General features: G+C 32.4%; 25 protein-coding genes and 1 other RNA gene. 9 read left to right on the top strand and 17 right to left on the bottom strand.

All coding sequences use genetic code 11. The features are described 5' to 3' along the window. Positions 1–216: 216 nt before the first annotated feature. From ACHRV0_RS07890 to ACHRV0_RS07880, 3 genes are all read left to right on the top strand, one after another. Positions 217–1,269, top strand: a complete 1,053-nt coding sequence (locus ACHRV0_RS07890) for a sensor histidine kinase (protein ID WP_089052823.1) — start codon at positions 217–219, stop codon at positions 1,267–1,269. Beyond that, complete coding sequence (locus ACHRV0_RS07885) at positions 1,259–1,960, top strand: LytTR family DNA-binding domain-containing protein (RefSeq protein ID WP_089052822.1); 702 nt, start codon at positions 1,259–1,261, stop codon at positions 1,958–1,960. The genes ACHRV0_RS07890 and ACHRV0_RS07885 overlap by 11 nt, the downstream gene beginning before the upstream one ends. A gap of 168 nt (positions 1,961–2,128) precedes the next feature. Further along, positions 2,129–3,598, top strand: coding sequence for an MFS transporter (locus tag ACHRV0_RS07880; RefSeq protein WP_089052821.1), 1,470 nt, complete (start codon positions 2,129–2,131; stop codon positions 3,596–3,598). A gap of 128 nt (positions 3,599–3,726) precedes the next feature. On the opposite strand, the gene ACHRV0_RS07875 is transcribed toward ACHRV0_RS07880, so the two are convergent. The 6 genes from ACHRV0_RS07875 to ffs form a co-directional block, all read right to left on the bottom strand. Continuing rightward, the gene (locus ACHRV0_RS07875; RefSeq protein WP_395440437.1) at positions 3,727–4,224 is read right to left on the bottom strand and encodes a hypothetical protein; all 498 of its coding nucleotides are present in this window, start codon (positions 4,222–4,224) and stop codon (positions 3,727–3,729) included. 93 nt (positions 4,225–4,317) lie between these two features. After that, positions 4,318–4,974 carry a fructose-6-phosphate aldolase gene (gene fsa / locus ACHRV0_RS07870; protein ID WP_089052819.1) on the bottom strand — a complete coding sequence of 219 codons (657 nt, stop codon included), beginning with the start codon at positions 4,972–4,974 and terminating at the stop codon, positions 4,318–4,320. Between the two features lie 152 nt (positions 4,975–5,126). Further along, positions 5,127–5,327, bottom strand: coding sequence for a hypothetical protein (locus ACHRV0_RS07865; protein WP_129025936.1), 201 nt, complete (start codon positions 5,325–5,327; stop codon positions 5,127–5,129). Between the two features lie 4 nt (positions 5,328–5,331). Continuing rightward, positions 5,332–6,135, bottom strand: coding sequence for an SDR family oxidoreductase (locus ACHRV0_RS07860; RefSeq protein WP_395440436.1), 804 nt, complete (start codon positions 6,133–6,135; stop codon positions 5,332–5,334). 27 nt (positions 6,136–6,162) lie between these two features. Beyond that, positions 6,163–6,540, bottom strand: a complete 378-nt coding sequence (locus tag ACHRV0_RS07855) for a hypothetical protein (RefSeq protein ID WP_395440435.1) — start codon at positions 6,538–6,540, stop codon at positions 6,163–6,165. 199 nt (positions 6,541–6,739) lie between these two features. Further along, positions 6,740–6,837: signal recognition particle sRNA small type (gene ffs / locus ACHRV0_RS07850), an RNA gene on the bottom strand. An 88-nt stretch (positions 6,838–6,925) separates the two neighbouring features. On the opposite strand from ffs, the gene ACHRV0_RS07845 reads away from it, so the two are divergent. Together ACHRV0_RS07845 and hutI are read left to right on the top strand one after the other, a co-directional pair. Further along, complete coding sequence (locus ACHRV0_RS07845) at positions 6,926–7,975, top strand: glutaminyl-peptide cyclotransferase (protein WP_395440434.1); 1,050 nt, start codon at positions 6,926–6,928, stop codon at positions 7,973–7,975. Between the two features lie 92 nt (positions 7,976–8,067). Further along, the gene (gene hutI, locus ACHRV0_RS07840; RefSeq protein ID WP_395440433.1) at positions 8,068–9,303 is read left to right on the top strand and encodes an imidazolonepropionase; all 1,236 of its coding nucleotides are present in this window, start codon (positions 8,068–8,070) and stop codon (positions 9,301–9,303) included. Positions 9,304–9,402: 99 nt separating this feature from the next. On the opposite strand, the gene ACHRV0_RS07835 is transcribed toward hutI, so the two are convergent. After that, entirely contained in the window at positions 9,403–10,281 is an 879-nt protein-coding gene (locus ACHRV0_RS07835) for a hypothetical protein (RefSeq protein WP_089052815.1), read from the bottom strand. A 98-nt stretch (positions 10,282–10,379) separates the two neighbouring features. Between ACHRV0_RS07835 and ACHRV0_RS07830 the strand changes: the two genes are divergently transcribed. Together ACHRV0_RS07830 and ACHRV0_RS07825 are read left to right on the top strand one after the other, a co-directional pair. After that, positions 10,380–11,426 (top strand): formimidoylglutamase, encoded by a 1,047-nt coding sequence (locus tag ACHRV0_RS07830; protein WP_129025929.1) that lies wholly within the window; start codon positions 10,380–10,382, stop codon positions 11,424–11,426. A 123-nt stretch (positions 11,427–11,549) separates the two neighbouring features. Continuing rightward, positions 11,550–12,797 (top strand): DEAD/DEAH box helicase, encoded by a 1,248-nt coding sequence (locus ACHRV0_RS07825; RefSeq protein WP_395440432.1) that lies wholly within the window; start codon positions 11,550–11,552, stop codon positions 12,795–12,797. A gap of 113 nt (positions 12,798–12,910) precedes the next feature. Here ACHRV0_RS07825 and ACHRV0_RS07820 read toward each other — a convergent pair whose 3' ends face one another. From ACHRV0_RS07820 to aroC, 3 genes are all read right to left on the bottom strand, one after another. Then, positions 12,911–15,097 carry a response regulator gene (locus ACHRV0_RS07820; protein WP_395440431.1) on the bottom strand — a complete coding sequence of 729 codons (2,187 nt, stop codon included), beginning with the start codon at positions 15,095–15,097 and terminating at the stop codon, positions 12,911–12,913. Positions 15,098–15,222: 125 nt separating this feature from the next. Beyond that, the gene (locus ACHRV0_RS07815) at positions 15,223–16,503 is read right to left on the bottom strand and encodes a dicarboxylate/amino acid:cation symporter (protein WP_395440430.1); all 1,281 of its coding nucleotides are present in this window, start codon (positions 16,501–16,503) and stop codon (positions 15,223–15,225) included. 52 nt (positions 16,504–16,555) lie between these two features. Further along, positions 16,556–17,614 (bottom strand): chorismate synthase, encoded by a 1,059-nt coding sequence (gene aroC, locus ACHRV0_RS07810; RefSeq protein ID WP_395440429.1) that lies wholly within the window; start codon positions 17,612–17,614, stop codon positions 16,556–16,558. 187 nt (positions 17,615–17,801) lie between these two features. Here aroC and ACHRV0_RS07805 point away from each other — a divergent pair, with 187 nt between their 5' ends. Next, positions 17,802–18,623: a UDP-2,3-diacylglucosamine diphosphatase gene (locus ACHRV0_RS07805; protein ID WP_395440428.1), complete on the top strand. Its 822-nt coding sequence runs from the start codon at positions 17,802–17,804 to the stop codon at positions 18,621–18,623. Between the two features lie 146 nt (positions 18,624–18,769). Continuing rightward, entirely contained in the window at positions 18,770–19,267 is a 498-nt protein-coding gene (locus ACHRV0_RS07800; protein WP_089052808.1) for a hypothetical protein, read from the top strand. Positions 19,268–19,430: 163 nt separating this feature from the next. Here the strand turns inward: ACHRV0_RS07800 and ACHRV0_RS07795 are convergent, their stop codons facing one another. From ACHRV0_RS07795 to ACHRV0_RS07765, 7 genes are all read right to left on the bottom strand, one after another. Further along, entirely contained in the window at positions 19,431–19,853 is a 423-nt protein-coding gene (locus tag ACHRV0_RS07795; RefSeq protein WP_129024640.1) for a protease complex subunit PrcB family protein, read from the bottom strand. Between the two features lie 25 nt (positions 19,854–19,878). Then, a complete protein-coding gene (gene bshA, locus ACHRV0_RS07790) occupies positions 19,879–21,015 on the bottom strand; it encodes an N-acetyl-alpha-D-glucosaminyl L-malate synthase BshA (RefSeq protein WP_089052806.1) in 1,137 nt (378 codons plus the stop codon). A 454-nt stretch (positions 21,016–21,469) separates the two neighbouring features. Then, complete coding sequence (locus tag ACHRV0_RS07785; protein WP_089052805.1) at positions 21,470–21,952, bottom strand: ABC transporter ATPase; 483 nt, start codon at positions 21,950–21,952, stop codon at positions 21,470–21,472. 85 nt (positions 21,953–22,037) lie between these two features. After that, the gene (locus ACHRV0_RS07780) at positions 22,038–22,829 is read right to left on the bottom strand and encodes a (Fe-S)-binding protein (RefSeq protein ID WP_089052852.1); all 792 of its coding nucleotides are present in this window, start codon (positions 22,827–22,829) and stop codon (positions 22,038–22,040) included. A 104-nt stretch (positions 22,830–22,933) separates the two neighbouring features. Further along, positions 22,934–24,271: a (Fe-S)-binding protein gene (locus ACHRV0_RS07775; protein WP_089052804.1), complete on the bottom strand. Its 1,338-nt coding sequence runs from the start codon at positions 24,269–24,271 to the stop codon at positions 22,934–22,936. A 5-nt stretch (positions 24,272–24,276) separates the two neighbouring features. Continuing rightward, on the bottom strand, positions 24,277–25,242 hold the full coding sequence (locus ACHRV0_RS07770) for an MlaD family protein (protein ID WP_129024641.1): 966 nt from the start codon (positions 25,240–25,242) through the stop codon (positions 24,277–24,279). 50 nt (positions 25,243–25,292) lie between these two features. Beyond that, on the bottom strand, positions 25,293–26,420 hold the full coding sequence (locus tag ACHRV0_RS07765; RefSeq protein WP_395440427.1) for an N-acetylmuramoyl-L-alanine amidase: 1,128 nt from the start codon (positions 26,418–26,420) through the stop codon (positions 25,293–25,295). Positions 26,421–26,429: the final 9 nt, after the last annotated feature.

The following is a 26,429-nucleotide window of genomic DNA, read 5'->3' as shown; positions in this document are numbered from 1 at the left end:
AAAAAAAATATATTATACAAACAGTACAGTTTTTTAAACAAACAACACGAAACATTCAACATTATGTTTTACGAAAACGTTATATCGTTGAAATACAGCATTTTTTAACATTTATTTTAAAATTTAATTCAAAAAAATTGTGTTTTTGACAGTAATTATGTAAAGTTGTACTGTATTTACAAGTCCTTCCTAAATAATAACAAAACGTTAAAAAAGTTGAACGAAATTCGAAAATTAAACTTTGACATAAAACTTCAAAATCATATTTGGTTCTGGGGCACTTATTTCACTCTCAACTTTTTGCGATGGGGCGCTTACTTTAATGATTATCCATATTCTTTTAAATCAAATTTAATTGAGTTCTCACTGCACATTCCATTAGTATATTTTAATCTATTTATTTTAGTACCTAAATATGTTCTAAAACAAAAATACATTACCTACACTTTTGCATTATTAGCCAGCCTTTTTGGTATTTACCTTCTAAAAACTGCACTTACCTTTTATATTATCTCAGAAAACATTTGGCCGGAAGCAAATCGAGAATATCATCCGTTTGAGATTAATCATATTGTAGCAGTTTGCATTGGAGAATTGTATGTTCTAGCGATGGCTTCATCTGTTTACCTGACTTTGACTTGGCTTCGTGAACGTGAAAGAAACAGATCATTGCGAGAAAATCAGTTTAAAATCAAATTGAAATATCTAGAAAATCAAATTCAACCGCATTTCTTTTTCAACACTTTAAACAATCTTTATGCATTGTCATTAGAATCTTCAGACAAAGTTCCAGATGTAATTATCAAACTTTCGAACTTAATGGAGTATGTTCTGTATGATGTAAAAGGAACTAAATTTGTTCCGCTGATTAAAGAAATAGATTATATTCAGAATTATGTTGAGATTGAAAAATTACGTTTTGAGAATGTAGAAGTAACTATTAACCTAGAATCGAACATCGAAGATATAATGGTTCCGCCACTGATCTTTATCTCATTAGTAGAAAACGCCTTTAAACATGGCAGTATAAACAATACTAATTTGAAAATTAAAATCAACTGTAAGATTATTGATAACAAAATGTTAGATTTTGAAATCTTAAATAATTTTGTACTTTCACAAAATCTTAACTCAAAAGGCGGTATTGGTCTGGTTAATACAAAAAAGAGATTAAAACTGATTTATAAAAATCATTTTAGCTTAAAAGATACAACAAAACTGAATTACTATATAATACGTTTACAAATACCAATTGATAATGAAGATTAAATGTGTATTGATTGATGATGAACCTTTAGCTATAAAAGTGCTGCAAAATTATTTTGCAAATTTTACAGACTTTGAAGTAATAGGAACATTCAATAATTCTCTAGAAGCGCTGGATTTTATAAACAGCACCTCTGTCGATGCCGTTTTTCTTGATATCAATATGCCTATGATGACTGGCTTTGAACTTATAAGCCTGATGGAAAACAAAACCAAAGTAATCATAACAACCGCATTTAGAGAATTTGCTGCCGAAAGTTACGATCTCGATGTTTTAGATTATTTAGTAAAACCAATTCCGCTTCCACGATTCATAAAATGTATTAATAAAATTACGACCGAATACAATTTAAAAAACAATATTAAGGTCGATACCTCAAAAAGCGATTCGCATATTTTTATCAAAGTAGATAAAAAAATGATGAAGATTAATATTGAAGAAATTCTGTTTATCGAAGGAATGAAAGAGTACATAAAAGTGGTTACTCCAGACAAAACTTATATCACCCACAGATCATTGACTTCATTATCTGAAGAACTGCCTGCTGAACGCTTTTTACGCATTCACAAATCGTATGTTATAGCTTTAAACAAAGTAAAATCAATAGAAGGAAACCGCATCCAGATTCAATCCTATACGATTCCTATTGGCAGAAATTACAGTAAAGACGTCAAAAATCGAATTCTAGAGTAAAACTTTAACATTTCTAACTCTATATAAATTAACACATTGTTGAATAAATATTGTAGTTCGTTTAAATTTAACATTATTTTTAATCAATAATTTTTTTTTGATTCGTGTAACAAATATATTTACGGTCTTCAAAAAACAATTTTATTAAAAATTAACCTTATTACAATTATGAGTTCAGAAAATGTGCAAACCAAATGGGGGCAGTTTATCTCGTTGATAATAGTCTTCTTCTTTTGGGGTTTTGTTGGTTCGGCCAATGATATCCTTATTCCCGTATTCAAAAAAGTATTCACCTTATCTCAAGTTCAATCACAACTAGTAGCGTGGGCTTTTTATGCGGCGTATTTTGTAGGATCTTTGATTTTCTTTTTAGTTTCCTTAAAATTAGATGTTCTACAAAAATTTGGATACAAAAAAACCCTTTCAGCTGGTTTAGTACTTTCAGCTTTCGGTTCATTTTTATTCATCCCTGCAGCAACAATGGAAAGCTTTCCATTTTTCTTAACAGCTTTATTTACTGTAGGATTAGGTTTTTCTATTCAACAAATTGTTGCCAATCCATTAGCCATTAAAATGGGAAGCCCTCAAACCGGAGCCCACCGTTTAACACTTGCAGGAGGTATTAACTCTTTTGGAACAACAATTGGAGCAATTTTACTTGGAATCGCTTTATTTGGAATGGGAGACAACAAAAAAACAGCACTTTCTTTAGAAGATATTAAATTACCTTTTATCATTCTTGGTCTTGCATTTATTGCAGTTGCAATTTTCATGAACTTCTCTAAAATTGAAGACCCGGCAAAAGAAGAGGAAGAAGTAGTTAAAACAGCACACGAAAAATTCAACATCCTTGATTATCCACAACTATATCTAGGAATGTTAGGAATCTTTATTTATGTTGGAACCGAAGTTACAATTATTAGTAACCTGCCTGCTTTGCTTCATACTGCTGAATTTGGTAATGTATTAGAAGATGCAATCGCGCCATTTATCGCTCTATACTGGGGAAGTTTAATGATTGGCCGTTGGAATGGCGGTGTTAACGTTTTCAATACTTCAAACTTAGTAAATACAGCATTAAAATTCATTGTTCCTGCTGTTGCATTTGGAGTAATTATTGGAGCTAATATTTTTGCAGCGCACGATGTTTCTTCGTTCTACATCTACCCAATCTGGATTTTAGTATTTATTGGTGTGAGTTTTATAGGAGGAAAAAATGCTGGAAAAACATTAATGCTTTTCGGAATATCTGGTTTACTAATGATGCTTGCAGGATTAGTTTGTCCAAGCCCGGAAATTGCTAAATTCTTCTTTATCTCTGGTGGATTATTCTTGTCAATTATGTGGCCGTCAATCTTCGATTTAGCGATCGCTGGTTTAGGAAAAAACACTGGAAAAGCATCTTCATTCTTAATCATGATGATTCTAGGAGGAGGAATTATTCCTTTAGTACAAGGAAGCATCTGTGATTTTGACCTTACAAGACCAGAAGGAATCTTTGGTATTACATGGACACATTTCTCTTATATTGTACCTCTTTTAGGATTTGCTTATTTAGGATTCTACGGTTTCTACTGCCCTAAAATATTAAAGAAACAAGGAATCAGCCACGTTCAAAGTGAAGGCGGAGGTCACTAAATTCCAAAAATAAACAGTAAAAAAAATCCCAAATTCTAATCCATAAAATTAGAATTTGGGATTTTTTATTTCCTTACAAAACAAAACCTCAGAATCTTTACCGCTTTGCTCCTTTGAACCTCTTTACGTTACTTAGCATTTATAACATTACTTAAATTCTTTTTAAAAACAGCCTTGTTTTGCTCACTTAACTTATACACAACATCTTTATCCGCGTGAACAATAACTTTGTCTATATTGGCCGCTAAAAGAGCCTGAGGATCTTTGATTTTTAATGTGCAGGCGCCATCAAAAAAACCATCATCTTCAATAATCTTTTTAGCTTCGATAATTGTCCCATCACTTAATACTGCTGATATTGTCATTGTTTTATTGAGTGTTTTAGAATAAAACCCATCCATAACCAACATCAATCGGTATGAGTTTTTCAGCTCAGGTCCCTTAAATTCATGTCGGGTAATATTATAACGCAAACCTTTAGCCAATACCTGAAACTTAGCACTGCAGTCCAGCTCATAAGTGGCTACATCTCCAGCTTCATTAACACTTGTAAGAACCTTTGCCGCTTGTGCATTTATAGATAAACTCGCAACAAAAAATGACATTAAGAATAGTACAATTTTCATAAGTAATTTGTTTTTAGGTTACTATAAAAGTAAAAAAAAATCGTCTTTTCTCGTTAGAAAAAAGACGATTTTAATTTTATAAGTATCTAATAATTACTTATTTCCCTTCTCGAAGTCAGCTACGAATTGTGCTAAACCGATATCAGTTAATGGGTGTTTCAATAATCCATAAATTGCAGAAAGTGGTCCAGTCATTACATCAGCACCAATTTTTGCACAGTTTACAATATGCATTGTGTGACGTACAGAAGCTGCTAAAATTTGAGTTTCATAACCATAGTTATCGTAAATCTCTCTAATTTCTTGAATTAAATTCAAACCGTCTGTAGAAACATCATCTAAACGACCAATGAAAGGAGAAACATAAGTTGCTCCCGCTTTTGCAGCCAATAATGCTTGTCCTGCAGAAAACACAAGAGTTACGTTTGTTTTAATTCCTTTATCAGAGAAATATTTTGCAGCCATTACACCTTCTTTTGTCATAGGCAATTTTACAACGATTTGATCATGTAACTCAGCTAACTCCTCACCTTCTTTCACCATTCCTTCAAAATCCAAAGCGTTTACTTCAGCACTTACATCACCTTCTACAAGATTGCAAATGTCAACATAATGCTTCAAGATATTGTTTTTTCCAGTAATTCCTTCTTTAGCCATCAAAGACGGATTAGTTGTTACACCATCTAAAACGCCTAAAGCTTGTGCTTCTTTAATCTGAGCTAAATTAGCAGTATCAATAAAAAATTTCATAATCTATTTATATTTAATTGTGTTGAATATTATTTAGGCGTGTTCACCATGGCGAACGGGCTTTCGACTATATCTTTTGTTCCGCTTCACTTCACAAAAGAATAACACCTTTATCCCTCACGCAAACTCAGCTGCAAAATTACAACTTATAATTACTTAGAAGAATTCTTTTTATTTAATTCTTTCAATTCATCTCTAATTTCTTCAAGAACTTTTAACGTTTCTTCCTTATAAACTTCCGAATTGTTAATCTTATCACTCAAAGAGCTTAATATTCTTCGAAATACAAACCAAACAACAAGAAAAATTAAAACAACAAAAATAGTAGGCAAAAACTCTATCATCTGATTCATAATTTTACAAGTTATAATGATTCATCAGCATTTTTTCATAAACCTTATCTGGCAATGCACGTTTCAATACAATCGAAAACTTCTGCATGAAAGCTCCCACCTTATAATGAACTTTTGGTTTATCTTGTTGAATAATTTTAAAAACAGCTTCAGCCATTTCATTTGGATTACTTCCCGCATCAACATGTTCATCCATCGTTGCAAGTGTCTCTCCATACACTTTTTCATAAGCAGAACCTTGAATAACCGGTGCATGATAACGTCCTGATGCAATATTTGTAGCAAAATCTCCAGGAGCCACATTTGTTATTTCAATCCCAAACTGCTTCACTTCCATCCTCAAAGCCTCCGTAATCAATTCTAAAGCTCCTTTTGAAGCCGAATAAACACTTCTGTAAGGCAATCCCATATAACCTGCAATTGAAGTAATATTAATAATCAAACCAGATTTTTGCTCGCGCATTTGCGGCAATACTGATTTCATTACCTCAATTGGCCCAAAGAAATTAGTTTCAAAATTGTTTTTAATTTCTTCCATCGGAATTTCTTCCAAAGGTCCTGTAATTCCAACTCCAGCATTATTAATTACAATATCCAATCTCCCGGAAGCTGCAATAATTTTATTCACCGCCAGTTTAATTGATTCAGCATTTCGAACATCCAGAGCCACTAACGGAAAAATAGAATTCAATACTTTTTCAGGATTTCTACTCGTTCCATATACAACGAATCCTTTTTTATGCAAAAATTCACCAATCGATTTTCCAATCCCTGAGGATGCACCAGTAATTAAAACAACTTTATTCATTTTTTGAGTTATGAGTTTTTAAAATTATTAATGGTCAAGCCAATATTTTAATTCAAGTTTTGATTCCAATTCCTTTATCTGAACTGAATCCGTAATTTCTTTAGAAAAATCAACCGCAATTTTATTTGGATCGATTGTAGAATATTTCAAGATAAAAAATTTATTCATTTTGGAAACAGAATTATCAGGACAACGTCCAGAACTATTTCTATATACTTTATTATTCACATAATATTTTACAAATGCACTATTTGATTTTGGGTATTGCTTACAAAATGTAAACTTACAAATGGTTTCACCTTGATGTTCTCCAATTTCCTTTTGATAATTTTTCCCTTTCAAAATAAGATAAACTAATCCAATGCATATAAGACCCAAAAAAAGTTTTGATAGTTTTTCTTTCATTTCATAAAGTATTTCAAATAGTATTGATCATAATTTTGAAGCTGAACTATGTATAATACTCTTAACTTCTAACATCTAACCAATAACTTTGAACATCGCAAAGAACCAAAAATAAAAAAATCCTCCCGAAGGAAGACTACTTTTACATTAATTCTAAAAAAAAATCCCGAAACTTCGGGACAATAAAAAAAAAGAAAAAAAATGGCAAGCGACCTACATCGCACCGCTCAACCACGTACCCTTGCTATGTTCCCATCCTGGGGGAGTCTGCAGGAGCTGGTCGTGTAGGACTTGCCGGTGCAAATATACAATCTTTTTATATTTTTGCAAGAGCTTTGCTGCTATAAAAATATCGTTGTATATTGGCTTATTCAAATTTTAAACTATGAAAAAATATAACTTCCTAGCTGTCATTTTATTAGGAACTACATTAATTGGATGTGGAGATAAAAATAAAGGTGAAAATTCTTTATTTAATATTGACGATTCTGCTTTTCCTGCCCATTTTCTTCCACAAGAAGCTGTTTCAATTGGAATTTCAAACCCAAATTCGAAAGAAATCGACAGCGTTGCGTACTTTGTTAACGATAAAAAAGTGGGAAGTAAAAAAGGAAATGAAAAATTTAAATTTGAACTAAAAGATCAAAGATTAGGTTATCAATATCTAAAAGCAACTGTTTATTTTGGAGGAAACTCATCTGATGCTACTAAAAGAATTGAATTAGTTTCAAGTGTTGAACCAAAATTACTAAACTATAAAGTTGTAAACACATACCCGCACGACACCAAAGCTTTTACAGAAGGTTTAGAGTTTTATGATGACGTTTTATATGAAAGTACAGGTCAAAAAGGAGATTCTTATTTTAGATCTGTAGATTATAAAACTGGAAAAGTAATTAAACAAGTAGATCTTCCGAAAGAATATTTTGGTGAAGGAATTACTTTTATTAACGGAAAAGTTTTCCAATTAAGCTGGCAAGAAAAAACAGGCTTTATTTATGATGCTAAAACATTAAAACTTGAAAAAACATTTACCTACGACAAAGAAATTGAAGGCTGGGGAATGACAAATGACGGAAAATACATTTATCGTTCAGACGGAACTGAAAAAATCTGGAAGATGGATCCCGAAACTCAAAAACTTATTGATTACATCAATGTATATTCAGGAACTTCAAAAATTAAAGTTCTTAACGAATTGGAATATATCAACGGAAAGATCTATGCAAATGTTTGGCAAAAAGATGCTATTGCAGTTATAAATCCAACTTCTGGAGCTGTTGAAGGCATTTTAAACCTTTCTGATTTACGTAAATTCATCAAACATCCAGAAGCTGAAGTATTAAACGGAATCGCTTACAAACCACAAACCAAAACCATATTTGTTACTGGAAAATATTGGGAGAAAATGTTTGAAATAACCGTTTCTGAATAATAAAACAAAACTAATAAGAACACAAATTTCACAGATTTCGCGAATTAGTTCGTGATAATTTGTGAAATTTGTCTTTTATAACAATAACAATAATGACAACATTAATAAAAAACATACAAGAACTGCTTCAAGTTCGCGAAACTTCAATATCAAAAGTTTCAGGAGCTGAAATGGCAATACTTCCAACTCTTAAAAATGCTTTTTTACTGATAAAAGACAATCTAATTGTCAATTTTGGATTGATGGAAAATCTTCCTGAAATTGATGCAGACGAAGTTATCGATGCCACAGGAAAAGTAGTTCTGCCAACTTGGTGTGACAGCCACACTCATATTGTTTACGCCGGCAATCGCGAACAGGAATTTGTTGACCGTATTAACGGATTTACTTATGAAGAAATTGCTAATCGCGGAGGCGGAATATTAAATTCGGCTAAAAAACTAAACGAAACTTCAGAAGATGATATTTACGACCAATCTAAAATTCGTCTTGAAGAAGTAATGCAGTTAGGAACTGGCGCTGTTGAAATAAAATCAGGTTACGGACTTACAATTGAAGGCGAATTAAAAATGCTTCGCGTAATTAAAAAACTAGCCGAAAATTATCCCATTTCAATAAAAGCTACTTTTTTGGGCGCTCATGCTTTTCCAACACATTATAAAGAAAACAAGGCTGGTTATATCGAAGAAATCATAACACAAATGATTCCTGAAATTGCTCAAAATAAGCTTGCTGATTATATTGATGTTTTCTGCGAAAGCGGTTATTTTTCTGTTGAAGAAACCGAAACAATAATGGATGCAGGAATAAAATCTGGCTTAATACCAAAAATACATGTAAACCAATTCAATTCTATTGGCGGAATACAAGCTGGTGTTAAGTTTAAAGCCCTTTCTGTAGATCATCTTGAAATTATGAATCCAGAAGATATTGAAGCTTTAAAAGACACAGAAACGATGCCGGTTGCTTTACCGTCATGTTCGTATTTTTTAAGTATTCCATATACTCCAGCGCGCGAAATGATCAAAGCAGGTTTACCGCTTGCATTAGCAACCGATTTCAATCCAGGTTCTACTCCATCAGGAAATATGAATTTTGTTGTAGCAACGGCTTGTATAAAGATGAAAATGACTCCCGAAGAAGCTATAAACGCAGCTACAATTAACGGAGCTTATGCAATGGGACTTTCAGAAACGCACGGAAGTATCACAAAAGGAAAAAAAGCCAATCTTATCCTGACGAAACCAATTTCTTCTTATTATCAAATACCTTATGCATTTGGCAGTAATTTAATTGAAAGTGTTTTTATAGAAGGAAAGATTATATAACAGTTATATCTGTGAATAGTTTTATCAATAAAAAAAGGTCTGTGAAAAAATCACAGACCTTTAATATTTTAGTGGTATTATTACTTAAGCGACGTGGTCTTATCTTAAACTGAAACTTGTTTTAGAAACCAACTCATCATTATCAAAAACATTGATAAAATAAGTTCCTTTAGCAAAATCTTTACCTGGTAAATCTTCAGTAACATTTACACTTTTGTTCTCATATTGAACAGTAGTTTTAAAGCTGTATGTTAATGATTTATCACCAAAGCTTTCAGTTTTCTTATCACCTAAAACGTTATTTTTAGAATCAATCACTTGAACATAATACGTTTTATCACCAGACTTAGCGATTTGATTTTCAGCAATTGTAAAGCTTACTTTCAAAACATCGGCACGGCTTGCTTTATCAGTTTCAACTTGTTTTCCTGAGCTTTTCAATTTGTAAGCTGCAGTTTTAGTATTTAAAACTGATAATTTAGAACCTCTTTCTACAGTTTTAGCCAATTCTTCATTTTGACCAACTAGTACTTCGTTATACTTTTTAGATTCTCCCAATACTACAATAGTACTATCTCTTTGAGTAGTTAAAACACCATTTTGTTTTTTCAACTCATCGTTTTCAGCAACTAAAGTTTTCATTTTACCTTGCATTGCTTGAACTTGAGATCTGAATTTAGAAACATCACCTTTAGATTTGTTCAAATCATCCATTAAAGCCACTACTTTATCTCTTTCTTGAATTAATTCATCAGACATTGAAGTATTCTCTGCAATTGCAGCATCATAAGTCGCTTTTAACTCTTGCAAATCTTTCATAACAGATTCTTTCTCTGTCATCGTTGTTGTAAGTTCAGTTTTAACCACTTCAGTATCAGAAGAAAGTTTAAAAATATACACTAAGCTACCAATTAGTAGGACTGCTAAAACTGCGATAATCGCCTTTAGACTTGAATTGTTGTTCTTTGGGTTTTCCATATTGAATAATTTTCTTTAAAAACAAATTTAAGAATTAATATATCGTAATAACGTAAGTTGACGCAATTATATTATTTTTGGAAAATATTTTTTTTTTAATGGAAAAACTAATTCCTTTTACAGTCAATGATTTGGCAAAGGTCACAAATCATCGAAGCGGCGAAATAAAATTTGGAGAAAAAATGATTGTCATTCCTAAGGGAGCTGATAAAATCAAATTTTTACAAGAAAGCGAAGCAAAATATGTTCTTTTAGGAATTCCTGAAGATATTGGCGTGCGTGCTAACTACGGAAGACCCGGAGCTGCTTCTGCTTGGAGCAGTGCCATAAAAAGCATTGCCAATATCCAACACAATCGCTTTTGCAAAGGCAGCCAGATTATAGTTTTAGGACAGCTTAATGTTGCCGAAGAAATGCGCAATGTAGAAAAACTAGACTTTAATGACATTGACGACCGATCTAAATTAAGTCAATTAGTAGAAAAAATTGACAAAGAGGTTTCGCATATTATTTTTACCATAATTAAAGCTGGAAAAACTCCAATTATAATTGGCGGCGGTCATAATAATGCTTACGGAAATATTAAAGGCTCGGCTTTAGCCAAAGGAAAACCTATTAACGCCATAAATTTTGATGCGCATTCTGATTTTAGAATTCTGGAAGGTCGCCATAGCGGAAATGGCTTCTCATATGCTTACGAAGAAGGTTTCCTAAAAAAGTACTTCATTTTTGGATTGCATGAAAACTATACTTCAAAAAGTGTTTTAGACATTATTAAAAAACTAGAAGACCGCGTTCGCTATAATACTTATGACAGCGTCAATATTCGTAAAGAAAAAGACTTTGACAAAGAAATGGCTCTTGCTCTCGAATTTATCAAAACTGATTCGTTTGGAATTGAAATTGACTTAGATGCAATTCCTAATATTGCCAGCAGTGCAATGACTATAAGTGGATTTTCGGTTGAAGAACTCAGACAATTCATTTCTTTTTTCGGACAGCATAAAAATGCAGCATATCTTCATATTTGCGAAGGTGCACCAGATTTAGCTGATTCTCCAAACAACAATTTAATTGGAAAATTAATTGGTTATTTGGTTACCGATTTTGTGAAAGCTAATAACGAAAAAGAAAAATCTCAATGAAGAACAACTACTTTAAAACCACACATTTCCCAAATAATACAAGAATCAAATAAACGATTGACCGAATAAACCTATCTTTGCACAGATTTTAGTACTTAAAACTAAAATCTTAATTACTAAGATATGTTATTCGAAGATTTATCACTTTCAAAAAGTATACAAAAAGCCGTATTTGAAGAAGGCTACTTAAATCCTACCCCAATTCAGGAAAAATCAATTCCGATTGTTTTGGCTGGGCGAGATTTAATTGGCTGCGCGCAAACAGGTACGGGAAAAACTGCAGCATTTGCAATTCCTATCATACATCAATTACACCGAATTGTAGGCTCTTCAAAAAAGGCCAAACAAATTCGCGCTCTTGTAGTTACTCCTACTCGTGAATTAGCAGTACAAATTGGTCAAAGTTTTGACACTTATGCTAAATATACAAACCTAACTCAACTGACTATTTTTGGCGGTGTTTCACAAAACCCACAAGTTGAAGCTTTAAAAAATGGTGTAGATATTTTAGTAGCTACTCCTGGCCGCTTACTTGATTTACATAAACAAGGTTTTCTAGATTTTAATCATTTGCATACTCTAGTTCTTGATGAAGCAGATCAAATGCTTGATATGGGTTTTATAAATGATGTAAAGAAGATTGTAAAACTGACTCCAAAAAACAGACAAACTTTACTTTTCTCTGCTACAATGCCTTTAGCAATTCGCGAACTGGCTGAAATGTTTTTACAAGATCCAGAAAAAGTAGAAGTTTCTCCAGTTTCTTCAACTGCCGAAAATGTAGAACAGCGTATTTATTTTGTTGATAAAACAGAAAAAAGAAATTTATTATACCATTTGATAAAAAACGAAAATTTATCAAATGTACTTGTTTTTTCAAGAACGAAACATGGAGCTGATAATGTTGTAAAAGCACTTAGAAAAAAAGATATTCCTGCAGAAGCAATTCACGGAGATAAATCTCAAAATGCAAGACAACGTGTTTTAGATGCTTTTAAAAACAAAGAAGTTGGCGTACTTGTAGCTACAGATATTGCGGCAAGAGGAATTGATATTGAACAGCTTCCTTATGTTATCAATTTTGATCTTCCTAATATTCCTGAAACTTACGTACACCGTATTGGACGTACCGGGCGCGCAGGAAATGGCGGTATTGCAATTTCATTTTGTGGAAAAGACGAGCATCCGTACTGGAAAGATATTCAGAAATTGATAAAGGTAGATGTTCAAACTATTAAAGATCATCCTTACCCTTGGCATGAAGGAAGTCCAGAAGCGGGAGAAAAACCTAAAAATTCAAACCGAAGCGGCGGAGCTCATAAATCGAGAAAATCAAATGCTTCTAAACAAAATAAAAAACGCTGGTACTAATACGTAACAGAATTTAATTCAATACTAAACACGAATTTCACTAATTTGCACAAATTTTTATAGACTAGTGCTAATTTGTGAAATTCGTGTTTATTGTTTTATATATTACCCTCTTAACCAACGTTTTTTGCTTCATTTATTAAGTAGTTTAAAATTTTAAACAACTTAACAGGTTCAAACGGTTTTACAATAATATCGTTTATTCCTGACGAAATTGCTTCGTCTGTTATTTCATCTTTATCAAAAGCAGTTAAGGCAACTATAGGCGTTTTTATACCTAAAAGACGAATTCTTTTTGTGGTTTCAAATCCATTCATTAATGGCATATTAATATCCATTAAAATAAGATCAAACTCCTCCGTTTCTAATATTTTTAAGGCTCCAAATCCATCATCTACAACAGAACAGATATAGTTGTTTTTCTCGATAATTTTCTTCGTTACCAGCTGATTAATCAAGTTGTCTTCAACAATTAAAATTTTATAAATTTCATTGGAGGTTAAATCAACTTCAATTTCTTCTATAATCTTTTTAGTTTTTTGAGGATCATGCTCAAATGGAACTTTAAAAGAGAAAGCTGTTCCCTTACCGAGATCACTTTCCACACTAATTGTACTTCCAAAAAGCCCTAATAATCTTTTTACAATACTAAGACCTAAACCGGTTCCTTGATAATCTTCATCTTTTCTTCCCACTTGAACAAATTTTTCAAAAATTTTATTTTGATCAACAGCAGCTATACCCACTCCATTGTCTTTAATTAGAAAATCCAAAAAGTAAAACTTCCCGTCGATTCGGTCAAGTTTAACCACAATATCGACTTCACCATTTTTAGTAAATTTTAAAGCATTACTAACCAAGTTCATTAAAATTTGAGCCAAACGAAGTTTATCTCCAATTAGATATTCTGGAATCTTATCATCAATATCTATGTTTATCTTATTATTATTTTTTTGAGATAAGAAAGAAAGGGAATTCTTGATTACAATTATCTCATCAGAAATATTAAACGTTAAGTTCTCCAGCACCACCTTATTTTCTTCAATTTTATTGATTTGAAGAATGTCATTTACAAGTGACAATAAATATCTGGCAGAGAATTTCAAGGCACTTAAATGCTCGCTTCGCGATAATTCTTTATGTTCATCGAGCAGCATGTTCGTTATACCAACTACACCATAAAGCGGTGTGCGTAATTCGTGGCTTATAGTCGAAATAAATTGAGTTTTTAAGAGTGAGGCTTCCTCTGCAATTTCTTTTGCTTTTAGAAGCTCTAAATTGTGTTTTTTCTTAAGTCTGATATTTTTAATTAAAGTAATAATCAGAAATAGCAAAATCAAAGAAATTAAAACAAACAGAATAACAATAATTTTTGATTTTTTAAGACTGTGATATTGTTCTACTTTTTCGTTCTCGACTTTATCAATCTGCCTTTTATATTCGTCTAATTCTAGATTAAACCCAGCAACAGTCGCTTTCTTAATTTTTTCATCATTATACAACTCATCAGTAAGCTTGGTATACATAGAAAGATTTTCATAAGCTTCTTTGAGTCTGTTTTTTTTAGTTAAAAATCTTGAATATTCTAAATGAGCAAACGCTAAATCAGATTTTTGAGTATTACCCTTCCCTGCTTTTATAGCTTTTGCAAAAAAAGCATCCGCCAAGTTGTCCTCATTACGAAAATTGTGATAAATACCATTAAACATATTCACAACAATTTCCGTCAACTCATCTCCATACTTTTCCTTATTCTCATTTACATATTTTAGATACGGATAACCTTCCTCATATTTCTTAATATCAAAATACGCCCAGACAATATTTACATTACTAAAATAAACCTGACTTAAATCTTTAATTTTCAAACCATAAACAATCGATTTTTTATAATATTGGATTCCTTTCTCGAACTGTTTTTTTTCAAAACAGTACATATTTCCTAGATTATTATAAAGATTGTACTTAATAGAATCGTTTTTTGTTTTATTGGCATAATACAAACTTTTGTTATAAAAAAAGATTGCCTTGTCAACTTCTAATAACTCATTATAGTTTGCAGCAATAATATTGTACGAACGAGAAATTAAGGTAGGATTCTTAGAATTAGTTGCACCATTTAGTGCAGCTCTGGAAGTAATTAATGATTTTTCGAAGTTTGACTCTCTAAAATCAGCTAATGCTTTTTTTATAAGTTTATCAATCTTTGCCTCTGATATGGGTTCAGTTTGCCCGATCGCTGAATTGACAAAACAATTCAGAAATACAAGAAGAAATAAAAAAATCCGTTTTCGGGGCATTAATCGGCTAATTTTATCAAATATACATTTAATAATTTAAAAAAAGAGCTGTATTTCAATTAAAAAATACAGCTCTTTTTTTAGATATAAAAACACGTTTTTCTATTGAAAAAAGTATCTTTTTTTTAACTTTCAGATACAACCTCAGTTTCTTCATTACCTTCCCATTGTCCAACAACCGAAGTAGCTAATGCATTACCCAAAACGTTTGTTGCACTTCTAAACATATCACAAAAGTGATCAATAGGTAAAATCAAGGCAATACCTTCTACAGGAATTTTAAACATTCCGCAAGTTGCTGCAACAACAACTAAACTAGCTCTTGGCACACCTGCAATTCCTTTACTCGTTAACATCAATACTAAAAGCATTACCATTTGAGTTCCTAAATCTAAATCGACTTTATAAAATTGAGCAATAAAAATACTCGCAAAAGTCATATACATCATACTTCCGTCTAGATTAAACGAATAACCAAGAGGCAGCATAAATGATACAATTCTATCTTTTACACCAAAATTTTCTAATTCTTCAGTTAATTTAGGAAAAACAGCTTCACTGCTTGTAGTTCCAAAAGCAATCGCCAAAGGTCCAACAATACGTCTTAACAACTCGGTCATTCTTCCTTTTAGAAAAATATAACCTACAGCTATTAAAACAACCCATAAAGTACCAATTCCAAGTAAGAAAGATCCAAAGAATTTAAAGTATGTTATAATCAACTCTTCGGCATCTCTAATTGCAAATACACCTGCAATAGCCCCAAATACTCCAATTGGAGCAAAGTTCATTACATAATTCACCATTTTTAAAACGATGTGCGACATTTTATCTAAAGCTCCAATTACAGGCTTCACTGTATTTCCTAATGATGCAGCAGCCAATCCAAAAAAGATTGAAAACACAACGATTTGTAAAATCTCATTGGTTGCCATTGCCTCAAAAATACTTTTAGGAACGATATGTTCAACAAAATTCTCGAAAGATAAATTTTGAGTTTTTCCAGTTACCTCTGTTGCAGATGTCATATCAACATGCCCTAAATTTATTCCAACTCCGGGCTCTAAAATATTAACATAAAATAGTCCAATCAATAAAGAAATAAATGAAGCTGTAAAAAACCAACCAAGTGCTTTTCCTCCAACTCTTCCAACCGTTTTTATATCACCTAATTTTGCGATTCCAACCACTAAAGTTGTAAAAACTAAAGGCGAAATAATCATTTGCACCAAACGAATAAAAATAGTTGCCAGCATTTTTATTTTGTTGCTGAAAGACAACGCAGCTTCAGGAGAAATATAATGATGAAGGGTAATTCCTAGAGCTGCTCCAAGAACCATAGCAATTAAAATTTGCCCAGTTAGTCCTGAAAGAAATGATTTTTTTTTGGTTTCTGTAACTTGCATTAATTTGTTTTTTAATTATTAAAATATAAGACCCTCACTGTCTTAATTTTTATTAATATGTTTTGTTGATTAAATAAAAATCAGCCAAAACAATTGCGGCCATTGCTTCAACAATTGGCACAGCACGAGGTACAACGCACGGATCATGACGTCCTTTTCCGGTCATTGGTGTTATGTTTCCTTTATTATCAAGCGAATCTTGAGTCTGCATAATGGTAGCAACTGGTTTAAAAGCAACTCTAAAATAGATATCCATTCCGTTACTAATTCCACCTTGAATTCCGCCTGAAAGATTTGTTTTTGTAGTTCCGTCAGGATTATACAAATCGTTATGTTCGCTTCCTTTCATTTCAGATCCAGAAAATCCGCTTCCGTATTCAAAACCTTTAACTGCATTTATAGAAAGCATCGCTTTTCCTAATTCAGCATGTAATTTATCAAATACCGGCTCTCCTAAACCAACAGGAACATTTTGAATTACGCAAGACACAACACCTCCAACGGTGTCTCCTTGTTTGCGAATATCACGAATGTATTCTTCCATAATTGCTGCTGATTTTTCGTCTGGACAGCGAACTGGATTGCTTTCGATTTTAGAAAAATCTAAATCTTGATAAGGTGTATCTAAATGAATAGGTCCAACAGAAGAAACATAAGCATTAATTTTAATTTGAGGCAGCATTTGTTTTGCAATTGCTCCCGCTACAACTCTGCTTGCTGTTTCACGTGCCGAACTTCTTCCGCCGCCGCGATAATCACGAAAACCGTATTTTTGATCATACACGTAATCAGCATGACTTGGTCTGTAATTATCTTTTATATGCGAATAGTCGTCTGACTTTTGGTTGGTGTTTGGAATAATAAAACCTATTGGAGTTCCGGTAGTTTTACCTTCAAAAATTCCAGATAAAAACTGAACTGCGTCTGGTTCTTTACGTTGGGTAACAATTGCTGATTGTCCTGGTTTTCTGCGAGACATTTCAACTTCAATTGCTTCTAAATCAAGTTCAATTCCTGATGGACAACCGTCTATAATTCCGCCTAAAGCTTCACCATGAGATTCTCCAAATGTTGTAACTTTATATAGGGTGCCGTAGCTATTTCCTGCCATTGTTATTTGTTTTGAGCAAATGTAAGTTTTATGAATTAAATTAAAAAATTTAAAATTGTTATTGTTAATTAAAGATCAAACAAATAAAAATCACAATTTATTAAAACTGCAGCCAAATTAGTAACCTTTTGATAAAACCGTTTTACGAAGAGATTCTTTTATTTGCTAAACTTCAAATTAATAAAAATTGAAAAAAAGAAATGTTGAATTGGTCATTATCTCAGATGTCCACTTAGGAACTTACGGAAGTCACGCCAAAGAATTAAACAACTATTTATCAAGCATTAAACCTAAAACTTTAGTACTTAACGGAGATATAATTGATGCTTGGCAGTTTAGAAAATCCTACTTTCCTAAATCGCATTTAAGGGTTATACAACGTATAATAGGAATGGCTTCTAAAGGAACAAAAATCTATTATATTACTGGAAATCATGATGAAATTCTACGAAAATTCAGCGACATGAATCTAGGAAATTTTAGTTTGGTTGATAAATTAGTTTTAGAATTAGACGATAAAAAAGCTTGGATTTTTCACGGAGATGTATTTGATGCTTCTGTACAACACTCAAAATGGATTGCAAAACTAGGCGGTTTAGGATATGATTATTTAATTTTGAGTAATCGTTTTGCCAATTGGTGTTTGGCAAAACTAGGCAGAGAACCTTACTCTTTCTCAAAAAAAATAAAAGCCAGCGTTAAAAAAGCCGTTAAGTTCATCTCAGATTTTGAAACTACTGCAACTGATCTGGCTATCGAAAAAAATTACGATTATGTAATCTGCGGGCATATTCACGAGCCCAAAATAGTAACAAAAGAAAACAAACACGGATCAACATTATACTTAAACTCCGGCGACTGGATCGAAAACTTGACAGCATTAGAATATCATAAAAAACGCTGGAAATTATACTCTTATACAGAAAGTAATTTTTCAGAAGAAGAAAATCTTTTTGAAATGGAAGATATTCTTACCTCTCAATTAATCTCATCAATAATTCTTAAATAGTAAACACATAGCACACCAATACTTTTAGGTTAATTTACAACGTTTCAAATGTTGCGAAATGTGAATTATATAACAATTTCCAAAAATCTTATACGTTCTTGAATTAGGAGAACTATACATTTGAAAAAAATTAATTTAACCATTTTATGAAAAAGATTATTCTATCTGCCATTATGCTATTAGGATTAGCATTTACGGCTCAATCACAGGAAATTTCAAAAAACGCTCTTGGTATACGTTTAGGCGACAATAACGGCTTTGGAGGTGAAGTATCTTACCAACTGGGATTAAATCAAAAAAACAGACTTGAATTTGATTTAGGATGGAGAAACAGCAGCGATGTTGACGCCATTAAAGGTGTTGCTTTATACCAATGGGTTTGGAATATTGACGGCGGTTTTAACTGGTATGCTGGTGTTGGTGGTGGTTTAGCTGCATGGGATCATGATTATTACAATAACAACTACAAATACAACGACAGCGGAACTTATGTTTTTGCAGCTGGAGATATTGGTATAGAATATAGATTTAGCGAAGTGCCAATTACATTATCATTAGATGCCAGACCTGAAATTGGTTCTGGATATTATGATGACGACAACTTCGGATTTGATGTTGGTCTTGGTGTTAAATTTAGATTTTAATCCAAAAAAATCAATAACAAAAAAAGAAAACCTGCTGTTTTAAATACAGCAGGTTTTCTTTTTTTGTTATTGTCACCCTAAGCGTAGTCAAAGGGTTTAAGGTGTAAAAGAGGCTTCGACTACGCTCAGCCTGACATTTAAATCACCAGAGCTAAGAACTTAATTACTTAATAATGATTTCTTTCTTAGAGTGTACTTTTACAACTGTGTACGGATATGTAATAACTTGCATAACCATTGCGTCTTTAGCAGGACTATTTTCTTTTACAGTTATAATAATATTTTTATCTGTTTCCTCTACTTTATCCACTCCAATAGAATAACCTCCTGTATTTTTCTCTCCCATATTTAAAATAATATAGTTGGAATTACTAATATCAGTCTGTTTCATTTTATCAGCTAAAAGCGGATCATTTTCTAACATTTTGATTTCGTTTGGCTCGGTCAAAATCTCATAAAACTTAATATTACCGCCGCCGTCAGACTGCTCCGTTAAAATCTCATACAACCCTTTTGAATCTGATGTTTTTTTAACACCGCAGGAAATCAAAACAAAAAGGACTAAAACTGAAATTACTTTTTTCATTTACGCTTATATTACTTAAAAACTTTTACTCTTTATAATCATCTATTGCTTTTTGATACAAAGCTTCATACTTAGGCAAGATGTTTTTAATATCAAACTTTTTAGCAACCTCTAAAGCATTTAATTTAAATTGATTCAGAGTTTCATCGTCTTTTAAAATTTTAATAGCATTGGCAGCCATTTCATCAACATTTCCAACGTTACTTAAATAACCCGATACTCCTTCAAAATTAACCTCAGGCAAACCTCCAGAATTACTTGAAATAACAGGAACTCCGCAAGCCATTGCTTCTAATGCTGCAAGACCAAAACTTTCTGTTTCTGATGGAAGTAAAAACAAATCAGTAAAACATAAAATTTTATCAATCTCATTACTGTTTCCAAAGAAGATCACTTTATCATAAATCCCCAATTCCATGCACAAAACCTCTGCTTTTTCTTTCTCAGGACCATCACCCACCATCATTAATTTAGCAGGCATTACTTTCTGAATATTATAGAAAATCTTAATAATATCCGGAATACGTTTTACCTTTCTAAAATTACTAATATGCGTTATGATTCGCTCATCTTCTTTTGCCATTACATAGCGATGACATGGCACAGTTGGATCTTTCTTAACTTTATCCAATTCAATAAAATTCGGAATCACCTTAATTTTATTTTTGATTTTGAACAGCTTCAAAGTATCATCTTTCAAACTCTGCGAAACTGAAGTCACATAATCTGATTTATTAATGCTAAAAGTTACAGCAGGTTTATAAAACGGATGATTTCCCACCAGTGTAATATCTGTTCCGTGAAGCGTTGTAATCATTGGCAGATTAATTCCTTCATTTTTCAGCATTTGTTTTGCCATATAACCCGCATAAGCGTGAGGGATTGCGTAATGCACATGAAGAACTTCGATTTTATACAATTTTACCATATCAACCAATTTGCTTGACAAAGCCAATTCGTAAGGTTGATAATGAAAAAGTGGATATTCTGGAACGTTTACTTCGTGATAATGAACATTCGGATTCAAAAGTGCCAACCTAACTGGCTGACTATATGTTATAAAGTGTATTTCGTGTCCCCGTCTGGCTAATTCAAGGCCTAGTTCTGTAGCAACTACACCACTACCGCCAAATGTTGGATAACAAACTATTGCTATTTTCATGTATAAAATTTAATTCTACGAAAATACTCAAAAATACTGTTTAATTACCCTTTTCAATTGTTAGATTTTTGACAAAATTAGATTAATTCTAATTAATAAATTATTCTCTTGAAGCAGAACATCTTCAATCAAAAAACCACCTGTCCCGCTGTCCGCTATATCTTTTATGGCGAACCCCACCATAAAAGGATGCCGCTCTCATCGGGGCTAAGCTAGACTTTTTGTTTTATAAGAACTTTTTCCACAATCTTGTCATTCCGAGGAACGAGGAATCACACACGTAATTCCGTAAAGTAAGCTTACAATCTTTATCGAGTTTCTTGTGTGATTTCTCCCTTCGGTCGAAATGACAAACTTCGAGAAAACTTGAAACCTGAAACCTGAAACAATTAAAACAAAAAAAAAAGGCACAAAACTTAAAGTTTCATGCCTTTCAAATATTTTACAAATACTCTTAGAAAAATCTGCTATGCCAGCTGTCGGCAGCAGGAACTTCCCAAGATTCATTAAATTCTTCAATATTGTTTACTAAGTTATTGAAAACAATTGTGTTCTCAGAAACTGATTTATCTTTTACCATTTTCTTAAAATCAATTAATGGTTTATGCGCGATATGTTCTCCAAGCTTAAAAGTAACGTTCATTTTGTCCAACAAGTCAACGTTGTATTTTTTCTCTAAGCCTTGAATAAACTCAACCGAACTATCAATCGAGCAACCTGTCGCAGCTTGCACTTCTTGATTTACGGCCAATATGATAAAACGATTGTATTTTAGTAAAAATGAAGCTTCAAGACTTGTTCCGTGTGCGGCCCATTCTTCTACAAAAGCTTTCAAATCGGTTTCGATTTCAGAAAATTCTTCCTCAGAAAATTTTCTGTTCGATTGGTAAATCCAAACTCTAGATTCACCAGGTAAATTTTCAAAAGGTATATACATTTAATTTTAAATTTTAGATTGTTGATTTTAGATTTTTAAGATTTAACCTTAGAATCTTAGCATCTTAATAACTTAGAACCTCAGATTACAAATCCTGTGCATTAGCAATTAATTCTGCAATATCCAGCACTTTTACCTGCCCTTCTTTTTCTTGATGTTTAATACCATCTGTTAACATTGTATTACAAAAAGGACACCCTGCAGCAATAATATCTGGTTTCACTTCTAAAGCGTCTTCTGTACGCAATACGTTAACTTCTTTATTTCCTGGCTCAGCATCTTTAAACATTTGCGCACCGCCAGCTCCGCAGCATAATCCATTTGCTTTAGAACGTTTCATTTCGACTAATTCAACATCTAACTTCTGAATTAAATCTCTTGGAGCTTCATACACTTTATTTGCTCTTCCCAAATAACAAGGATCGTGAAAAGTGATTCTTTTTCCTTTAAACTGTCCGCCTTCAACAGTAAGTCTTCCGTCATCAATTAATGATTTTAAGAACTCTGTATGATGAATAACTTCATAGTTTCCGCCTAATTCAGGATACTCATTTTTTAAAGTATTAAAACAGTGCGGACAAGCGGTAACAATTTTCTTTGCTTCATATGCATTCAAAACCTCAATATTCATCATGGCTTGCATTTGAAACAAAAATTCATTCCCAGCACGTTTTGCAGGATCACCTGTACAGCTTTCCTCTGCACCCAAAACGGCAAATGAAACATTAGTACGGTTTAATATACGTACAAATGCTTTTGTGATTTTTTTTGCTCTATCATCAAAACTCCCAGCGCAACCTACCCAGAATAAAACTTCTGGCTGTATTCCCTGAGCTAGCATTTCAGCCATTGTTGGCACTACTAAATTTTCTGACATCTCTTTTTGTTTAATCGTTGATTTGTTTAATTGTTTAATCGGCAACTTGATCGAATCCTAAGAACGATTAAACGAATTGACGATTAACCGATTAAACTATATTTTTAATTTTCGTTTTTCCAATTTAAACGGTCTTGCTGACTGTATTGCCAAGGAGCACCGTTATTTTCAATATTAGTCATCATTGCATTCAATGACATTGGCGCAGCGCTCTGCTCCATCACTAAATAACGACGCATATCCATAATAATAGACAACGGACTAATATTAACAGGACATTCTTCTACGCAGGCATTACATGAAGTACAAGCCCACAATTCTTCTGGCGTAATATAATCGTTTAATAAAGTTTTATTATCTGGTACAAAAACACCTTTATTAGCGTCGATATTATTTCCTACTTCTGTTAGACGATCTCTTGTATCCATCATAATTTTACGTGGAGACAATTTTTTACCTGTTTGGTTTGCTGGACAAGATGATGTACAACGCCCGCATTCTGTACAAGTATAAGCATTCAACAACTGAACCCAATTTAAATCCTGAACATCGCTTGCTCCAAATTTACTTGGAGCTGCATTTTCATCAACAGGAGCTGCCGCAAATGGATCTGCATTTGGATCCATCATTAACTTTACTTCTTTTGTTACAGAAGCTAGATTATCAAACTGACCTTCTGGATTTAAATTTGCAAAATAAGTATTAGGGAAAGCTAAAAGAATGTGTAAATGTTTTGAGAAGTATAAATAGTTCATAAAAACTAAAATACCCGCAATATGCAGCCACCAAAAAGCTTCAAACAATAATGAAACTAATTCATTTGACATTCCATTAAAAATTGGAGCAATAAACTGACTTACTGGAAAACTTCCTGCTTTATGAAAATGAGAAAATCCGCCTGGAACGTTCTGCAAATGCAAATCAGAAGCATTCATCAATAAAAACAAAAGCATCAAAACCGTTTCAAAATACAAAATGTAATTGGCATCGCTTTTAGGAAATCCGTTTAAGTCAGGATTAATAAAACGCTTAAGTCTAATAACATTTCTTCTAATCCAGAAAACTACAACAGCAAAAATTACAAGTATTGCCAGTATTTCAAAAGAAGCTATTAAAACATCATAAACCACACCTAAATAAGGCGCAAAGATTCTATGAGTTCCAAATAACCCATCTATAATAATTTCAAGTAACTCGATATTAATAATAATGAAACCTACATATACAAAAATATGAAGTATTCCAGCTACAGGGCGTCTCACCATTTTTGACTGTCCAAGAGCAATCATAGCCATGTTTTTCCAGCGCGCTTTAGAATTATCCTTTCGATTTACATCTACTCCCAAGTTAATGTTTCGGATGATCTTTTTTACGCTCGCTGTAAAAAAACCAAAACCAACTATAAGAAGTATGGCGAACAAAATATTATCTAAATAACTCATTGCAATTATTTTTTATCAGTTGAATTTACATCTTCAGCAGGAGCTACATAAGGCTTGTTTTTCTTTCCAAAAAGAGAAACGTTTACGTAACGAGTTGGGTATAAACGAACGTCCTGTAATAACAATTCAAGTTCCTTTGAAGTTTTCGTAAGGTTATTATAAAGAGCTTCATCACTTAATAATTTACCCATAGTACCTTTACCAGAATTTAAATTAGCCATAATACCATCAACTTTAGCCAAAGTTTGATTTAGGTTTCTAACTGTTTTTCCTAAATCGGCTTTGTTTAATGAATCTGATATTTTATTAAAATTGCTTGACATTTTATTAAAGTTTGTCACAACTCCATTTATCTGACCTTTATTAGTATCTAAAATAGTATTGATACTTCCTGAAGCTTTATGAAACTGCTCCATTGTCTGACTTAACTCAGCCAAACTTTTCTTTAAATCGTCTTGCGTTTTTTTATCTAAAACATTGTTTAATCCAGTTACCAGATTATCAATATTTAGAAGCATTTTATCTAACTTTTGCGTAATTGGATCGATTTTACCGCCTAACGAATCTGTTAATCCTAATTCAACAGCAGGTACTAATTTCTGACCATCTTCTGCTGGGTCTTTATCTGCAAGATTTGGTACAATTTTAATCTGTTTCCCTCCAATCAAACTTGGAGAATACAAGGCAGCGGTACTGGTTTTAGAAATTGGAAAATCTGTTTTTAATTGCAATTCAACCAATAATTTCCCAGTTATTTCATCAATTGTGATTTTATTTACTTTACCAATAGAAAGTCCATTAATGGTAACAGGTGCTGATGCTGACAAATCCTCTACATTGTCATATTCGACATATAATGTTTTGTAATTTGTAAAAAGGTCTCTGCCTTTTAAAAAACTGTAGCCCCAAATAAATAATAAGATTGACGCGATGACTAAAATAGCCGTTTTAATTTCTCTTGTTAGTTTCAAAATTCTAAGTGTTTGTACAAAAATAATATAAATATTCGAACTAGGGCTTATTATTTAATGGCGTCTTGGATGCTGATTTTTTCACCATCACGATTCGCAATTAAAAATGCCGCTCCATATCCCTTACTCTTAGCTTCTTGCAAATATTTCTTTGCAGTTTCATAATCTGAAGTTTCTTGGTAGAAATATTTATAAATATTGTTTTCATATAACATGGTTACATTATTCAATCCTTTAAAATTTTTAGCTTCTAAAGGTGTTTTTTTAATGCTGGCAATTAACTGTACTTTAAAAAAAGTGCCTTTTGGTGCATTTTTTTTCACTGCAGCAGATTCTACAACTTTATTCTTTGCCGGAGTAGAGGTATCTCTTACTGGTCGAGCCTCTATTGCTTCAGGACTTCCTGAACCAAAATACTCTCTTTTATAACTCAAAATGGCTTCTGCAATTGCTTTTGCAATATCATCTTGTCCCTCTTCTGAATTCAAAATATTTCCTTCGGTTGGATTAGAAATAAATCCTGTTTCAACTAAAACTCTTGGCATATAAGCTTTATGAAGTACCATAAATGGCGCCTGTTTTACTCCGCCTTGTCTTAATTTTTTTCCAAGTTTTTCAAAATTTTCTTCGATTTTACTTGCAAGCGAAATACTGTTATCTAAATACTCTTCTTGCATTAAAGTCATACCAATCATAGATTCTGGAGAATTTGGATCATAACCTTCGTATTTACGTTTGTAATCTTTCTCTAAAGTAATTACAGAGTTCTCTTTTTTTGCAGCCTCTAAGTTTGATGCAACTTTACTCAAACCCATTACATACGTTTCTGTTCCGTCTGCCGCTGTATTTTTGTTGGCATTACAGTGTATAGAAACAAAAATATTCGAATTGGCTCTATTGGCAATATTTGCTCTTTCTACTAAATCAATAAAAACATCTGTTTTTCGCGTATAAATAACATTAACATTTGGATTAAGCTCTAAAATTTTTCCAACTTTTAGAACAATTGCTAAGGCGATATTTTTTTCGATCCGTCCACTGTAAACAGCGCCAAAATCATGATCTCCATGTCCTGCATCAAGTGTCACCTTAAAAACGTTAGCTTGACTGTAAGCACAAAAAGACATTATTGTTAGAAAAAAAGTAAAGATTACCTTAATTTTGCTCAATCTATTCATAAATCTAAA

The sequence above is a fragment of the Flavobacterium sp. FlaQc-30 genome, from assembly GCF_044005885.1.
Lineage (GTDB): Bacteria > Bacteroidota > Bacteroidia > Flavobacteriales > Flavobacteriaceae > Flavobacterium.
This window is presented reverse-complemented; position numbering and strand designations above follow the sequence as displayed.

Excerpts from the sequence above, each read along its gene's own strand:
- ACHRV0_RS07775 (WP_089052804.1), bottom strand. The coding sequence starts at position 24,271 with ATGAGTTATTTAGATAATATTTTGTTCGCCATACTTCTTATAGTTGGT.
- ACHRV0_RS07785 (WP_089052805.1), bottom strand. The coding sequence starts at position 21,952 with ATGTATATACCTTTTGAAAATTTACCTGGTGAATCTAGAGTTTGGATT.
- ACHRV0_RS07795 (WP_129024640.1), bottom strand. The coding sequence starts at position 19,853 with ATGAAAAAAGTAATTTCAGTTTTAGTCCTTTTTGTTTTGATTTCCTGC.
- fsa (WP_089052819.1), bottom strand. The coding sequence starts at position 4,974 with ATGAAATTTTTTATTGATACTGCTAATTTAGCTCAGATTAAAGAAGCA.
- ACHRV0_RS07860 (WP_395440436.1), bottom strand. The coding sequence starts at position 6,135 with ATGAATAAAGTTGTTTTAATTACTGGTGCATCCTCAGGGATTGGAAAA.
- ACHRV0_RS07780 (WP_089052852.1), bottom strand. The coding sequence starts at position 22,829 with ATGTCAGAAAATTTAGTAGTGCCAACAATGGCTGAAATGCTAGCTCAG.
- ACHRV0_RS07865 (WP_129025936.1), bottom strand. The coding sequence starts at position 5,327 with ATGAATCAGATGATAGAGTTTTTGCCTACTATTTTTGTTGTTTTAATT.
- aroC (WP_395440429.1), bottom strand. The coding sequence starts at position 17,614 with ATGGCAGGAAATAGCTACGGCACCCTATATAAAGTTACAACATTTGGA.
- ACHRV0_RS07835 (WP_089052815.1), bottom strand. The coding sequence starts at position 10,281 with ATGGAAAACCCAAAGAACAACAATTCAAGTCTAAAGGCGATTATCGCA.
- ACHRV0_RS07820 (WP_395440431.1), bottom strand. The coding sequence starts at position 15,097 with ATGCCCCGAAAACGGATTTTTTTATTTCTTCTTGTATTTCTGAATTGT.
- ACHRV0_RS07825 (WP_395440432.1), top strand. The coding sequence starts at position 11,550 with ATGTTATTCGAAGATTTATCACTTTCAAAAAGTATACAAAAAGCCGTA.
- ACHRV0_RS07830 (WP_129025929.1), top strand. The coding sequence starts at position 10,380 with ATGGAAAAACTAATTCCTTTTACAGTCAATGATTTGGCAAAGGTCACA.
- ACHRV0_RS07765 (WP_395440427.1), bottom strand. The coding sequence starts at position 26,420 with ATGAATAGATTGAGCAAAATTAAGGTAATCTTTACTTTTTTTCTAACA.
- ACHRV0_RS07845 (WP_395440434.1), top strand. The coding sequence starts at position 6,926 with ATGAAAAAATATAACTTCCTAGCTGTCATTTTATTAGGAACTACATTA.
- ACHRV0_RS07815 (WP_395440430.1), bottom strand. The coding sequence starts at position 16,503 with ATGCAAGTTACAGAAACCAAAAAAAAATCATTTCTTTCAGGACTAACT.
- ACHRV0_RS07800 (WP_089052808.1), top strand. The coding sequence starts at position 18,770 with ATGAAAAAGATTATTCTATCTGCCATTATGCTATTAGGATTAGCATTT.
- hutI (WP_395440433.1), top strand. The coding sequence starts at position 8,068 with ATGACAACATTAATAAAAAACATACAAGAACTGCTTCAAGTTCGCGAA.
- bshA (WP_089052806.1), bottom strand. The coding sequence starts at position 21,015 with ATGAAAATAGCAATAGTTTGTTATCCAACATTTGGCGGTAGTGGTGTA.
- ACHRV0_RS07875 (WP_395440437.1), bottom strand. The coding sequence starts at position 4,224 with ATGAAAATTGTACTATTCTTAATGTCATTTTTTGTTGCGAGTTTATCT.
- ACHRV0_RS07855 (WP_395440435.1), bottom strand. The coding sequence starts at position 6,540 with ATGAAAGAAAAACTATCAAAACTTTTTTTGGGTCTTATATGCATTGGA.
- ACHRV0_RS07880 (WP_089052821.1), top strand. The coding sequence starts at position 2,129 with ATGAGTTCAGAAAATGTGCAAACCAAATGGGGGCAGTTTATCTCGTTG.
- ACHRV0_RS07885 (WP_089052822.1), top strand. The coding sequence starts at position 1,259 with ATGAAGATTAAATGTGTATTGATTGATGATGAACCTTTAGCTATAAAA.